This window comes from Lelliottia sp. AC1, from assembly GCF_023278595.1.
GTDB lineage: Bacteria > Pseudomonadota > Gammaproteobacteria > Enterobacterales > Enterobacteriaceae > Enterobacter > Enterobacter nimipressuralis.
Genome location: NZ_CP025699.1, coordinates 3,878,252 through 3,892,437 on the forward strand (window position 1 = coordinate 3,878,252; position 14,186 = coordinate 3,892,437).

Below are 14,186 nucleotides of genomic sequence, written 5' to 3' on the forward strand. Positions count from 1 at the left end.
GTGAGGAGAAACGGAACATGGTGCTGATGATCGTCAGCGGTCGTTCAGGCTCGGGGAAATCCGTGGCCCTGCGAGCGCTCGAAGATATGGGATTTTACTGCGTCGACAACCTTCCGGTTGTCCTGCTGCCCGACCTGGCGCGAACGCTTGCTGACCGGCAGATCTCTGCGGCGGTCAGTATCGACGTGCGCAACATGCCGGAATCCCCGGAAATCTTTGAAGAGGCGATGAACAGCCTGCCGGATAACTTTACGCCGCAGCTGCTGTTCCTTGACGCTGACCGTAACACGCTAATCCGTCGCTACAGTGACACCCGTCGTTTACACCCCCTTTCCAGCAAGAATCTGTCGCTTGAAAGTGCCATCGACGAAGAGAGCGATCTGCTGGAACCGCTGCGTTCCCGTGCAGATCTGATCGTCGATACCTCTGAAATGTCCGTGCATGAGCTGGCAGAAATGCTGCGTACCCGCCTGTTGGGTAAACGCGAGCGCGAGCTGACCATGGTGTTCGAATCCTTTGGCTTCAAACACGGCATTCCAATCGATGCGGATTATGTGTTCGACGTACGATTCCTGCCGAACCCGCACTGGGACCCGAAACTGCGTCCAATGACCGGTCTGGACAAGCCCGTGGCGGCATTCCTCGATCGTCACACAGAAGTTCACAATTTTATCTACCAGACGCGAAGCTACCTTGAACTATGGTTACCTATGCTGGAAACCAACAATCGTAGCTACCTGACGGTCGCAATTGGTTGTACCGGCGGTAAACATCGTTCGGTGTATATAGCCGAACAGCTGGCTGATTACTTCCGCTCACGCGGTAAAAACGTTCAGTCTCGTCATCGCACGCTGGAAAAACGTAAAACATGACCGTAAAACATACCGTTGAGATCACCAACAAGCTGGGCATGCACGCACGCCCGGCGATGAAACTGTTTGAACTGATGCAAGGATTTGATGCGGAAGTGCTGCTGCGTAACGATGAAGGCACAGAAGCAGAAGCCAACAGCGTGATTGCGCTGCTGATGCTGGATTCCGCAAAGGGCCGACAGATTGAAGTGGAAGCGACCGGTCCGCAGGAAGTCGAAGCGCTGGCTGCGGTCGTCGCGCTGTTCAACGCCGGATTTGATGAGGACTAAGTCCTCATCGGTACAATTTATTCCTGGTCATAAACCCTTCCCCACCCAACTGTCGCATCTGGCGCATGATCCACGCCTGACGATTGCGGACATACCCTGACGGGGCATCCGCTTTATAGCGAATCGGGTTAGGTAACACTGCGGCCAGCAGTGCGGCCTCGGCTTGGGTCAGGCGGCTGGCGGGTTTGTGGAAATAGCGTTGTGCCGCCGCCTCCACGCCAAACACCCCATCACCAAACTCAGCGATATTGAGATACACCGTCAGAATGCGTTTTTTACTCCAGACGGTCTCCATGCCCAGCGTCAGACCTGCCTCAAGCCCTTTGCGCATCCAGCTTCTGCCATCCCATAAAAACAGGTTTTTCGCCGTCTGCTGAGAGAGCGTCGAGGCACCGCGCACGCGATTTTCATTCCGCTCATTGTGAGCCAGCGCTTTTTCAATCGCCGAGACGTCAAAGCCCCAGTGTTCCGGGAATTTCTGATCTTCCGCCGCGATAACCGCCAGTCCCATCCACGGGGAGATTTCGTCCATGCTCACCCAGTCCGAGTGGGCCACATAGCTGAAATCCCCCGTCAGCCATGCGCCGAGCTGGCGCTCAACCATGACCGCAGAAAACGGCACTGGCACAATGCTGAACAGCGCGATGCCACCGCCCCAGAACACCGCAAGCGCCAGCAGCGCGCGCAGCACAATGCGTTTCGCCCAGGCGACAGGAGAGCGATTTTTACTCACCGGGAAAGCACCAGCACGCGTTCGACCAGTTTCTCAATACCGACGGCCGCTTCAGCGATAGATTGCGCCAGCATATAGGCGGGTGTAGTCACGATTTTATTGTCCTCGTCGACCACGATATCTTCCACCGGGCACGGCACATGCTCGCCGCCCATCTCTTCGATCACTTCAGCGGTATCGATGTCAGTGCCGATGGTCAGGCGCAGCGGGAAATCAAAAATCTTAGGCAGCATCGCAGGGGCGATGCACATAAAGCCCAGCGGTTTTCCTGCGGCGTGCATGCGCTGCGCCAGCGCTTTCAGCGCATCATCGACCCGACACTCGCTGCCCTGGCTGGCGAAATTACTCAAATTTTTGGCGGCACCAAAACCACCTGGCACGATCAGGGCATCCAGCTCCTCGGCATCGGCCTGTGCCAGCGGCTGGATATTGCCACGGGCAATGCGCGCCGCTTCAATCAGCACATTGCGGGTTTCCGGCATCAATTCACCAGATAAATGATTGATAACATCCGTCTGGCTTTTATCCGGCGCAAAACAGATCGCTTCTGCACCCTGTTTCGCCAGTGCGAGCAGCGTCAGAACTGACTCATGAATCTCTGCGCCGTCGTAAACGCCGCAGCCGCTCAGTACAACACCTACCTTTTTCATTTCGCCGTCCCTTCTCTCCAACTCTCTGAAGCACATTAAAAATTCTGATTAAAACGCTATGCTTCACACATTTCACTGATTCCTGTAACAAATCATTTAAGATTTGCTATCTTAACTGCGTGCGGCCTAAATTTTCGGGCAGCGTCCATGCAGTCACAATACTAAAAAAACAGGCGCTGCCAAGATTTCCCTGGTGTTGGCGCAGTATTCGCGCACCCCGGTTTAGCCGGGGTCATTTTTTGCTATTTTCCACCCACGCTTTCAACACATCCACATCGTTCTGCCACTCTTGTTTCATCTCCTCAACCCATTCACCCACGTTATCCCACCACGCCGGTAAATCCGGAGACTGGATCTGCTGACCCAACTGCTGCAAATGGCGTAACCCGACCGATCCGGCAGCGCCTTTAATTTTGTGCCCCTCTTCGACGATACCTTTCTGGTCGCGCGCCGTCAGATTGGACTCCAGCACGCTTAAATAGCCCGGCATCATTTTCTCGAACACTGCCACCCCATCGGTGATCAGTTTCGGCCCGACCAGATCGATGTACTGCTCCAGCATGGCGATATCCAGAAGTGATTGTGCTTTTTCGCTGTCTACAGGCGTCATCGTGCTCTCCTCTTCATCACAGGTATCCCAGAATTTTTTGATCATAGCGGTCAGGGCAGGCACCGCCAGCGGTTTGCTGAGCACATCGTCCATACCGGCATCGAGGTACTCTTTTTTGTCCTTCAGGACGTTAGCGGTCAGGGCCACCAGCGGCGGTAATTCATCGCGCGCGTAACGACGCGTCAGTTCGCGGGAGATGTCCAGCCCGGTCATATCCGGGAGCTGAATATCCAGCAGCACGAGGTCATACTCCCCCGGCGTAAACATCTCCAGCGCGGCAGTCCCGGTCATGGCCACATCGACGCTGTTACCCAGTTTTTCGAGCACCGACCGGGCGACAATCACGTTCAGCTCAATATCTTCCACCAGCAGAACATGAAGGGCGGGCAGCGGCAGTTCATCGTTCTCGAAGGTATCTTCCACCTCTTCTGCAACCGCAGGCGCATGTACCGTCAGTGTAAAGACAGAGCCTTTCCCCTGCTGGCTGGAGACGGTAATATCCCCGCCCATGCTCTTCGCCAGACGGCGTGAAACGGCCAGGCCAATCCCGGTGCCCGTTGCCGGTTTCCCGCCGTGGCTGTCTTTCACCTGATAATACATGGCGAAGATTTTGTCCTGCTCTTCCTGCGGAATGCCGATGCCGGAGTCTTCCACTTCGAAGTGCAGCATATCGCCTGCATCGAAGCGAATACGCACCACCACTTCCCCTTTCTGGGTGAACTTGACGGCGTTGCTGATAAGGTTCCACAGGATCTGGCGCAGACGCGTACCGTCCGTCACCACTTTATGCGGCAGCGGCAGTGAAGGCTCCAGCACAAAGCGCAGCCCTTTCTGCTGCGCCTGCAGACCGGAGAGATTCTCCAGATCCGCCAGGAATCCGGTGAAGTCGACGGGCTGATTATCCAGCTGGACTTTTCGGCGTTCCATCTTATCCATATCAATAATATCGTTGAAGATATTACCGAGCGTCACAGCGGAAACGTGGATAGTTTTGAGGTATTTTTCCTGTTCGCCGGTCAGTTCCGTGTCCAGCAGAATACGGCTAAGCCCCACGATGCCGTTCAGCGGCGTACGCAGCTCGTGGCTGATGGTCGAGATGAAGGTGGTCTTGTCGCGGCTGGCACGCTCTAGCGCGTCCTGATAACGCTTCCGCTCGGTAATATCGCGGCCAAAGCCCATCAGGCCGTGGCGTTTGCCCACGCGGTCGTAATAAGGCACTTTACGGATTTCAAAGCAGGCTTTGCGCCCGTCGGGGTAATCCAGCCACTGTTCGTAGGTGAGAGAGACATTATGGCGGAACACCTTCTCGTCGGTTTCGATAACCTTGGCCGCCGCCTCTTCCGAGTAGACATCCTGCGGTTTAAGGTGAATCAGCTGTTTCTCACTTTTTCCCGTCAGCAGCTCCATCGCCCGGTTGCAGCCGGAGAACTCTTTATCTTCGTTGCGATAGAAGACCAGATCCGGTGAAGCGTCGAGGAACGAGCGCAGGAAGGAGGATTGCTGCTCCAGCTGAATCTGCGTGACTTCACGCTCCTTCATCTCAACCTTCAGCTGCTCAAGGGTCGCCTGACGCTCGGCTTCCGCTTTCTCACGATCCGAAATCTCCTGATTCAGCTGTGCAATGTTGTCTTTTAGCTGGACGTTAAGCTTGAGGTCACGCTCGCGCATCTCCTCCAGTTTCTGCACCAGACGGGAGAGCCGCTGGCGCGACTCTTCCAGCTGTTCCACCACCACCGAGAGAAAATAGACCGCCCACGGGGTGATCAGCAGGCCGAAGAAGATCGAGCGGATAACGTCGATACTTTCGACCTGGCCGTGCAGCACCATGGTCACCGCCATCTGCACGACAATCGCCAGCACCACCAGCGCCAGGGCCAACAGCAATGAGAAACGCACCAGGCCGAGCTTCATCATCAGGTCGACGTAGTACTGCGCAAGCATACGAATTTGCTTCATAGGGGATCCCTTCACGACTTCATCGCTCAATAATACTCAAATTCCGGGCAAGGCGTTGAAGGTTGTGTGAAAAAGTGCGGCGTGAATCAGGAGATTAGCCTCACTCCCGGCGATTCGGGAGTGAGGAAGAGGTGCGATTAGGAGCGTCTGAGAAGCAGCCAGAGGCTGATCAGGAAGAATGACGCGCTCGGCAGCAGCGCACCGATCAGCGGTGGAATACCGTAGACCAGCGTCAGCGGGCCAAAGATCTGGTCCAGCACGTAGAAAACAAAGCCAAAGCTGATACCGGTGACCACACGCACGCCCATCGGCACGCTACGCAGCGGCCCGAAGATGAACGACAGCGCCATCAGCATCATTACCGCTACGGACATTGGCTGGAAGATTTTGCTCCACATGTTGAGCTGATAACGTCCGGCATCCTGGCCGCTCGACTTCAGGTACTTCACATAATTGTGCAGGCCACTGATAGAGAGCGCATCCGGGTCCAGCGCCACCACGCCCAGTTTGTCAGGCGTCAGGTTCGTCTTCCAGGTGCCCGAAACGGTCTGAGCACCGGTGATTTGTTTCGGATCTTGCAGGTTCGATTCATCCACCTGCGACAGGCGCCAGAGCTTCTGCGCCGGATCGAATTTCGCCGTGGTCGCGTAACGCACAGACTGTAAACGGCGATGATCGTTGAAGGCGTAAATACTCACACCGCCCAGCTCATCATCACCCTTTACGCGTTCGATATAGACGAAGTTGTTACCGTCTTTCGCCCACAGGCCTTGTTGAGTCGAGAGCAAAGAGCCGCCGTACATGGCCTGCGCACGATAGTTACGCGCCATCTGCTCGCCCTGCGGAGCGACCCATTCACCGATCGCCATCGTCAGGAGGACCAGTGGAATAGCGGTTTTCATTACCGACAGCGCCACCTGCATACGGGTGAAGCCCGAAGCCTGCATCACCACCAGCTCACTGCGCTGGGCCAGCATCCCCAGCCCCAGCAATGCGCCTAACAGCGCGGCCATCGGGAAGAAGATTTGCACATCTTTTGGCACGCTGAGAATGGTGTACATCCCGGCGCCCAGTGCGTCGTAACTCCCCTGCCCGGCTTTTTTCAGCTGATCGACAAACTTGATGATGCCCGAGAGCGACACCAGCATGAACAACGTCATCATGATGGTGGTGAAAATGGTTTTACCGATATAGCGGTCAAGAACGCGGAAAGCCTGCATCACACCGCTCCTTTACGTACAAAGCGGGCACGTATGCGGCGCATCGGCACGCTATCCCACAGGTTTAATACCACTGCCAGCAGCAGGTACAGGCCATTGACCACCCACATCCAGATCATCGGGTCGATCTTGCCCTTGCCGCCATTCGACTTAATAGACGTTTGCAGCAGGAAGAACACCAGATAGAGCAGCATCGCTGGCAGCATGGAGAGCACACGACCCTGACGCGGGTTAACCACGCTCAGCGGTACAACCATCAACGCCATCATAAACACGGTGAATACCAGCGTCAGACGCCAGTGCAGTTCCGCTCTCGCGCGATTGGTATCGGTGTTTATCAGGGTACGCATGTCCATCTGCTCGGTATCCGTTGGATCGAGCGCCACGTTCTGATGGCCGACAATCGCCTGATAGTTCTGGAAATCGGTAATACGGAAGTCGCGCAGCAGCGCGGTGCCTTCAAAGCGGGTGCCTTTGTTCAGCGTCACCACCTGAGAGCCGTCTTTACGCTGCGAGAGCTGACCGGAATCCGCGACCACCACGGAAGGGCGGGCGTTGCCTTTGGTACGGATTTGCGCGAGGAACACATCGTTGAATCGACTGCCGTCAACGCTTTCAATAAAGAGGACGGAACTGCCGTCTGTGGCCTGCTGGAACTGGCCCTGCGCGAGCGCCGCCATGCCAGGGTTGGCTTTGGCTTCGGCCAGCACTTCATCCTGATGTCGGGAAGACCAGGGGCCAGCCCACATCACGTTTACCGCCGCCACGATACCGGTGAACAGTGCCAGCACCATCGCGGCTTTCACCAGAACGGCTTTGCTTAGGCCGCAGGCGTGCATGACGGTGATTTCACTTTCGGTATAGAGTTTTCCCAGCGTCATGAGCAGGCCGAGGAAAAGGCTTAGCGGCAGAATAAGCTGCGCCATTTCGGGCACGCCTAATCCGAGCAGAGAAAGCACCAGATTTGTTGGGATTTCGCCGTCTACCGCCGCGCCGAGGATCCTGACTAACTTCTGACAGAAAAAGATCAGAAGTAAGATGAAAAGGATCGCCAGCTGGCTTTTGAGCGTCTCCCGCACCAGATATCTTATGATTATCACTTTAAATACGCCCGTAAAAACCCGTCTCTTTGCTGGAAAATTGCTTGTTTCATGGCTTAAACGTCATTTATTCTCTTGAGTCGTCGAAAACATCGCTAAGATTAAAAAACCCGGCGGTGTCGCGCTTCAGGATATTTTTTGACGTGTCGAAACCGTAGTAACGTAAGATTAACACGAAGTCACCACAACAGCGGACATGAGTTACGAAAGGTTTCAATTCTATCCGTAGCAGCCGTCGTTGTCTTTAAGATTCAGGAGCGTAGTGCATGGAGTTCAGTGTAAAAAGCGGTAGCCCGGAGAAACAGCGGAGTGCCTGCATCGTTGTGGGCGTCTTTGAACCACGCCGACTCTCCCCGATCGCCGAACAACTCGATAAAATCAGTGACGGCTATATCAGCGCCCTGCTGCGCCGTGGCGAACTCGAAGGCAAACCTGGGCAGACGCTGTTACTGCACCATGTTCCCAACGTGCTGTCCGAGCGCATTCTGCTGATTGGTTGCGGTAAAGAGCGCGAGCTTGATGAACGCCAGTACAAGCAGGTCATTCAGAAAACTATCAATACCCTGAATGATACCGGCTCAATGGAAGCCGTCTGCTTCCTGACCGAACTGCACGTGAAAGGTCGCAACACCTACTGGAAAGTGCGTCAGGCCGTTGAGACCGCGAAAGAGAGCCTCTACAGTTTTGATCAGTTGAAGACCAACAAAAGCGAACCGCGTCGTCCGCTGCGTAAAATGGTCTTTAACGTCCCAACCCGTCGCGAGCTGACCAGCGGCGAGCGCGCCATTCAGCACGGTCTGGCGATTGCCGCCGGTATCAAAGCGGCGAAAGATCTCGGCAATATGCCGCCAAACATCTGCAACGCCGGTTACCTGGCCTCTCAGGCGCGTCAGCTGGCTGATTCCTACAGCAAAAATGTCGTCACCCGCGTCATCGGCGAACAGCAGATGAAAGAGCTGGGAATGCACTCGTACCTTGCGGTCGGAAACGGTTCGCAAAACGAATCGCTGATGTCGGTCATCGAGTACAAAGGCAATCCGTCCGAAGATGCGCGCCCTATCGTGCTGGTTGGCAAAGGCCTCACCTTCGACTCCGGCGGTATCTCCATCAAGCCTGCCGAAGGCATGGATGAGATGAAGTACGATATGTGCGGGGCAGCGGCAGTGTACGGCGTGATGCGTATGGTTGCCGAACTGCAGTTGCCGATTAACGTCATCGGCGTACTGGCGGGCTGTGAAAACATGCCTGGTGGTCGCGCGTATCGCCCTGGCGATGTTCTGACCACCATGTCCGGCCAGACCGTTGAAGTGCTGAACACCGATGCCGAAGGCCGTCTGGTGCTGTGCGACGTGCTGACCTACGTGGAGCGCTTTGAGCCTGAAGCAGTCATCGACGTGGCGACGCTGACCGGCGCCTGTGTGATTGCTCTCGGCCATCACATCACCGGCCTGATGTCGAACCACAATCCGCTGGCCCACGAGCTGATCGGCGCATCCGAGCAAGCGGGCGACCGCGCATGGCGTCTGCCGTTGGGCGATGAGTATCAGGAGCAGTTAGAATCTAACTTCGCGGATATGGCCAACATTGGCGGCCGTCCTGGCGGGGCGATTACCGCTGGCTGCTTCCTGGCACGCTTTACCCGCAAGTACAACTGGGCTCACCTGGATATCGCGGGTACCGCATGGCGCTCCGGTAAAGCCAAAGGCGCTACCGGTCGTCCCGTTGCCCTGCTGTCGCAGTTCCTGCTTAACCGCGCCGGTTTTAACGGCGAAGAGTAGTTGCACGCCGTTGTCCGGCGGCGTCAGGCTTGCCGGACCTACAAGGTGTACGCTGGCCGGGTAACCCCCGGCTTTGCGTTTAAATCCACCCAAAGAAGCCCCATATTATGAAGAATGCGACGTTCTACCTTCTGGACAACGATAACACCGTCGATGGCTTAAGCGCCGTTGAGCAGCTGGTGTGTGAAATTGCCGCAGAACGTTGGCGCAGCGGTAAACGCGTCCTGATTGCCTGTGAAGATGAAGCGCAGGCGATTCGTCTTGACGAAGCGCTGTGGGCAAGGCCACCCGAAGGTTTTGTTCCGCATAATTTGTCGGGAGAAGGGCCGCGCGGTGGCGCACCGGTGGAGATTGCCTGGCCACAAAAGCGTAACAGCAGCGCGCGCGATATTCTGATCAGCCTGCGTATCGGCTTTGCAGATTTTGCCACCGCTTTCACAGAAGTGGTAGACTTTGTCCCTCACGAAGATTCTCTGAAACAACTGGCGCGCGAACGCTACAAAGCGTACCGCCTGGCCGGTTTTAACCTGAATACGGCAACCTGGAAATAATGGAAAAGACATACAACCCACGAGATATCGAACAGCCGCTTTACGAGCACTGGGAAGAGCAGGGCTATTTCAAGCCTAACGGCGATGAAAGCAAAGAGTCCTTCTGCATCATGATCCCGCCGCCGAACGTCACCGGCAGTTTGCATATGGGTCATGCCTTCCAGCAAACCATCATGGATACCATGATCCGTTACCAGCGCATGCAGGGCAAAAACACCCTGTGGCAGGCCGGGACTGACCACGCGGGCATTGCGACCCAAATGGTGGTTGAGCGTAAGATTGCCGCTGAAGAAGGTAAAACCCGCCACGACTACGGTCGCGACGCGTTCATCGACAAAATCTGGCAGTGGAAAGCCGAATCTGGCGGCACCATCACCCGTCAGATGCGTCGTCTCGGCAACTCCGTGGACTGGGAGCGCGAGCGCTTCACCATGGATGAAGGCCTTTCCAACGCCGTGAAAGAAGTTTTCGTCCGTCTGTACAAAGAGGACCTGATTTACCGTGGCAAACGTCTGGTGAACTGGGACCCGAAACTGCGCACTGCGATCTCCGATCTGGAAGTGGAAAACCGCGAGTCTAAAGGCTCCATGTGGCACATCCGCTATCCGCTGGCCGATGGCGCAAAAACCGCAGACGGTAAAGATTACCTGGTGGTTGCGACGACGCGTCCAGAAACCCTGCTGGGCGATACCGGCGTGGCCGTAAACCCGGAAGATCCGCGCTACAAAGATCTGATCGGTAAATTTGTGGTTCTGCCGCTGCTGAACCGCCGTATTCCAATTCTTGGCGACGAGCACGCCGATATGGAAAAAGGCACCGGCTGTGTGAAAATCACCCCGGCACACGATTTCAATGACTATGAAGTTGGCCGTCGTCACGCCCTGCCGATGATTAACATTCTGACCTTTGACGGCGATATCCGTGAAAGCGCGGAAGTGTATGACACCAAAGGCGAAGAATCAGACGTTTACTCCTCTGAAATCCCGGCTGAATTCCAGAAACTGGAACGTTTTGCTGCGCGTAAAGCGGTGGTTGCGGCCATTGACGCGCTCGGCCTGCTGGAAGAGATCAAACCTCACGATCTGACCGTTCCTTACGGCGACCGTGGTGGCGTGGTCATCGAGCCGATGCTGACAGACCAGTGGTACGTGCGTGCCGATATCCTGGCGAAACCGGCTGTCGAAGCGGTTGAGAACGGTGATATCCAGTTCGTACCAAAACAGTATGAAAACATGTACTTCTCCTGGATGCGCGATATTCAGGACTGGTGTATCTCTCGTCAGCTGTGGTGGGGTCACCGTATCCCGGCCTGGTATGATAACGACGGCAACGTGTTCGTTGGCCGCACCGAAGAAGAAGTGCGTCAGGAAAATAATCTGGGCGCTGACGTGGCCCTGCGCCAGGACGAAGACGTTCTGGACACGTGGTTCTCCTCCGCTCTGTGGACCTTCTCCACTCTCGGCTGGCCGGAAAACACCGACGCCCTGCGTCAGTTCCACCCGACCAGCGTGATGGTCTCCGGCTTCGACATCATCTTCTTCTGGATTGCCCGCATGATCATGATGACCATGCACTTCATCAAAGATGAGAATGGCAAGCCGCAGGTTCCGTTCCATACCGTCTACATGACCGGTCTGATTCGTGACGACGAAGGCCAGAAGATGTCTAAATCCAAGGGTAACGTTATTGACCCACTGGATATGGTTGACGGGATTTCGCTGGCAGATCTGCTGGAGAAACGTACCGGCAACATGATGCAACCGCAGCTGGCAGAGAAAATTCGCAAGCGCACCGAGAAGCAATTCCCGGATGGTATCGAGCCGCACGGCACCGACGCCCTGCGTTTCACCCTGGCAGCGCTGGCCTCTACCGGTCGCGATATCAACTGGGACATGAAACGTCTGGAAGGTTACCGCAACTTCTGTAACAAGCTGTGGAACGCCAGCCGCTTCGTGCTGATGAACACCGAAGATCAGGATTGCGGCTTTAACGGCGGCGAAATGACCCTGTCTCTGGCGGATCGCTGGATTCTGGCGGAATTCAACCAGACCATCAAAGCGTACCGTGAAGCGCTGGATACCTATCGCTTTGATATCGCAGCAGGCATTCTGTATGAGTTCACCTGGAACCAGTTCTGCGACTGGTATCTGGAGCTGACCAAACCGGTAATGAATGGCGGCAATGAAGCGGAGCTGCGCGGCACGCGCAACACGCTGATTACCGTTCTGGAAGGTTTGCTGCGTCTCGCGCACCCAATCATCCCGTTCATCACCGAGACCATCTGGCAGCGTGTGAAGGTCATCAAAGGCATCACAGCCGACACCATCATGCTGCAGCCGTTCCCGGAATTCGACGCCGCACAGGTAGATGAAGCAGCCGCTTCCGATACCGAATGGCTGAAACTGGCGATTGTGGCAATCCGTAACATTCGCGCAGAGATGAACATCTCTCCAGGCAAACCACTGGAACTGCTGCTGCGCGGTTGCAGCGAGACGGCGATTCGTCGTGTGACCGAGAACAGTAGCTTCCTGCAAAACATGGCGCGTCTGGAAAGCATCACCGTGCTGCCAGCCGATGACAAAGGTCCGGTCTCCGTGACTAAAATCATCGAAGGCGCCGAGCTGCTGATCCCGATGGCGGGTCTGATCGATAAAGAGACCGAACTGGCTCGTCTGGCAAAAGAAGTGGCCAAAGTCGAACTGGAAATCGGAAAAATCGAGAGCAAGCTGGCTAACGAAGGCTTTGTCGCACGCGCTCCTGAAGCGGTTATCGCGAAAGAGCGTGAACGTCTGGTCGCCTTCGCCGATGCAAAAGCGAAACTGATCGAGCAGCAGGCCGTTATCGCCGCGCTGTAATTCAGATGTGTCATTGAAAAGCCGGATAACCATCCGGCTTTTTTTATGATTGGATAAAGCCGACTTTCGAGACGATGCCGAAGAAAGTCAGCGTGACGCAACGGTACTATCACTACAAAATGGAAATACAAAAATTGCCTGTGATTGAGTCTGCATTTTTATCTATACCCATTAAACCAAGCGAGGCGTCCATTCGGCATATAGGACCAGTAATTGCAGCAGTGTTTAAAGGTGTATTCCTCTTGTTCCCCTTTATCTAAATCCACGCTGAGTAGAAGATCCTTCTCAAGACAATTTTGATTTGAACCATCCACTTTATTGAAACAGACTAAATCGCCATCACCGGACTTTTCACCGTCAATAAAACCATCGCCTACATCCCAAAAAGCAATATGGTATGATGATGACGTAGGTATATTATATTTTCCCTTGAGTTCATCTTTATGGTCAAGATACCAGTGGATCCGTCCCCACTCTGTTAGCGGCATATGATCAACAATGACATCGTAACTTTCATTATCCGTAAAACCACGCAGACTCCCTATTAAAAGCCCCTGCTTAAATTGAGAATCATACTCAAACCGGATTCCGGCACGAATAATTTTTACAGGCCGCATAGTCCATAACATGCAGACACATATCATAACCATTAACCCAATAAAGAATATTTTACGTTTTGAGTATCTCATTGCTAAACTCCACCGCTGATATTAATATGGGCACTAAAATTAGTAAGAAATGGTCTAAATGCAAAGTTCTTATGGTGCTGTAAGAAAAACCAAATACGAAAAAATCGAAATTTATCGTAAAAAGAACTAGAAATATCTTCTGAACCTAATCCAAAATGGTCCTGTCCTTTAAAATAAAGTAACCCATCCCACGACATTGCATATCTACGAAAGTAAAGCAATGATATTTCTTGTGCATAAATATCGTGCACACTAATACCCAATCCATTATATCTATCTTCAAATCGATTAAATTTCTGCAATACCTTTTCAAACAGTTTTTTTCAACATCATCAAAAAAATCGAAATTCAAAGATGCCTGTCTTTTATAAACCAGCTGTTTATCTATTGCTTCTATTATTGTTATCAAAAAATCATTCGTACCGATACCCTCAATAATTTCCTTGTATGCGTAATCCAGTTGTTCACTATGCCATGGCGTTCCATTTCCATAATGGAAATGGTCTATAAGTGCACTAATGAGATGCGAATATTTCCCAAAGGCAAACTGAGTTGATAGTGTTTTCATTTCAGAAAAAAGAATATCCGCACATCTTTGTTGGCTAATCGGCCTGCCTGATTGTACCGTTGTTGAGAAATCTGCAGAAAGAGGTCTAAAAGAGGTTAATCCATTAAACTCAAGTAACCGGAAAGGATCAACCTTCTCAGAAATATCACGTAACCCCAACCGAAAGAAATCATGATCATCTAGATCTCCACACTGCATATCACTAACATAATAATTTTCAAACCGATGAAAAGTTGAGAAGATGACTTTCGGAAATTCCGTTGACAAATACATATCTAAATGCATAATTCATCATCCTAATGAATAAAAACATAGTTGTACATTGACACTATTTA

13 protein-coding genes are annotated in these 14,186 nt (G+C 53.5%); 5 read left to right on the forward strand and 8 right to left on the reverse strand.

Annotated elements, in window-relative coordinates; all coding sequences use genetic code 11:
* The first annotated feature begins 17 nt into the window (after positions 1–17).
* Together rapZ and npr are read left to right on the forward strand one after the other, a co-directional pair.
* Positions 18–872: an RNase adapter RapZ gene (gene rapZ / locus C0560_RS18410; protein ID WP_100778723.1), complete on the forward strand. Its 855-nt coding sequence runs from the start codon at positions 18–20 to the stop codon at positions 870–872.
* Positions 869–1,141 carry a PTS phosphocarrier protein NPr gene (gene npr, locus C0560_RS18415; protein WP_095283587.1) on the forward strand — a complete coding sequence of 91 codons (273 nt, stop codon included), beginning with the start codon at positions 869–871 and terminating at the stop codon, positions 1,139–1,141. The genes rapZ and npr overlap by 4 nt, the downstream gene beginning before the upstream one ends.
* 4 nt (positions 1,142–1,145) lie before the next feature.
* Here the strand turns inward: npr and mtgA are convergent, their stop codons facing one another.
* The 5 genes from mtgA to lptF all read right to left on the reverse strand — a co-directional run bounded on the left by mtgA (position 1,146) and on the right by lptF (position 7,410).
* A complete protein-coding gene (mtgA, locus tag C0560_RS18420; protein WP_248859227.1) occupies positions 1,146–1,874 on the reverse strand; it encodes a monofunctional biosynthetic peptidoglycan transglycosylase in 729 nt (242 codons plus the stop codon).
* Positions 1,871–2,524: an isoprenoid biosynthesis glyoxalase ElbB gene (gene elbB / locus C0560_RS18425; protein ID WP_248859228.1), complete on the reverse strand. Its 654-nt coding sequence runs from the start codon at positions 2,522–2,524 to the stop codon at positions 1,871–1,873. The genes mtgA and elbB overlap by 4 nt, the downstream gene beginning before the upstream one ends.
* Before the next feature lie 232 nt (positions 2,525–2,756).
* Complete coding sequence (gene arcB, locus C0560_RS18430; protein ID WP_248859229.1) at positions 2,757–5,090, reverse strand: aerobic respiration two-component sensor histidine kinase ArcB; 2,334 nt, start codon at positions 5,088–5,090, stop codon at positions 2,757–2,759.
* A 137-nt stretch (positions 5,091–5,227) separates the two neighbouring features.
* A complete protein-coding gene (lptG, locus tag C0560_RS18435) occupies positions 5,228–6,310 on the reverse strand; it encodes an LPS export ABC transporter permease LptG (RefSeq protein WP_129036293.1) in 1,083 nt (360 codons plus the stop codon).
* Complete coding sequence (gene lptF / locus C0560_RS18440; RefSeq protein ID WP_100778718.1) at positions 6,310–7,410, reverse strand: LPS export ABC transporter permease LptF; 1,101 nt, start codon at positions 7,408–7,410, stop codon at positions 6,310–6,312. The genes lptG and lptF overlap by 1 nt, the downstream gene beginning before the upstream one ends.
* Before the next feature lie 266 nt (positions 7,411–7,676).
* On the opposite strand from lptF, the gene pepA reads away from it, so the two are divergent.
* The 3 genes from pepA to C0560_RS18455 all read left to right on the forward strand — a co-directional run bounded on the left by pepA (position 7,677) and on the right by C0560_RS18455 (position 12,594).
* Positions 7,677–9,188 (forward strand): leucyl aminopeptidase, encoded by a 1,512-nt coding sequence (gene pepA, locus C0560_RS18445; protein WP_100778717.1) that lies wholly within the window; start codon positions 7,677–7,679, stop codon positions 9,186–9,188.
* Positions 9,189–9,295: 107 nt separating this feature from the next.
* On the forward strand, positions 9,296–9,739 hold the full coding sequence (holC, locus tag C0560_RS18450; RefSeq protein WP_100778716.1) for a DNA polymerase III subunit chi: 444 nt from the start codon (positions 9,296–9,298) through the stop codon (positions 9,737–9,739).
* Positions 9,739–12,594, forward strand: coding sequence for a valine--tRNA ligase (locus tag C0560_RS18455; protein WP_248859230.1), 2,856 nt, complete (start codon positions 9,739–9,741; stop codon positions 12,592–12,594). The genes holC and C0560_RS18455 overlap by 1 nt, the downstream gene beginning before the upstream one ends.
* Positions 12,595–12,752: 158 nt before the next feature.
* Here C0560_RS18455 and C0560_RS18460 read toward each other — a convergent pair whose 3' ends face one another.
* The 3 genes from C0560_RS18460 to C0560_RS18465 are packed head-to-tail and all read right to left on the reverse strand — an operon-like array spanning position 12,753 to position 14,136.
* On the reverse strand, positions 12,753–13,283 hold the full coding sequence (locus tag C0560_RS18460) for a DUF943 family protein (RefSeq protein WP_102105498.1): 531 nt from the start codon (positions 13,281–13,283) through the stop codon (positions 12,753–12,755).
* 2 nt (positions 13,284–13,285) lie between these two features.
* Positions 13,286–13,534, reverse strand: a complete 249-nt coding sequence (locus tag C0560_RS20955; RefSeq protein ID WP_256469544.1) for a DUF3289 family protein — start codon at positions 13,532–13,534, stop codon at positions 13,286–13,288.
* Positions 13,429–14,136: a DUF3289 family protein gene (locus C0560_RS18465; RefSeq protein ID WP_256469545.1), complete on the reverse strand. Its 708-nt coding sequence runs from the start codon at positions 14,134–14,136 to the stop codon at positions 13,429–13,431. The genes C0560_RS20955 and C0560_RS18465 overlap by 106 nt, the downstream gene beginning before the upstream one ends.
* Positions 14,137–14,186: the final 50 nt, after the last annotated feature.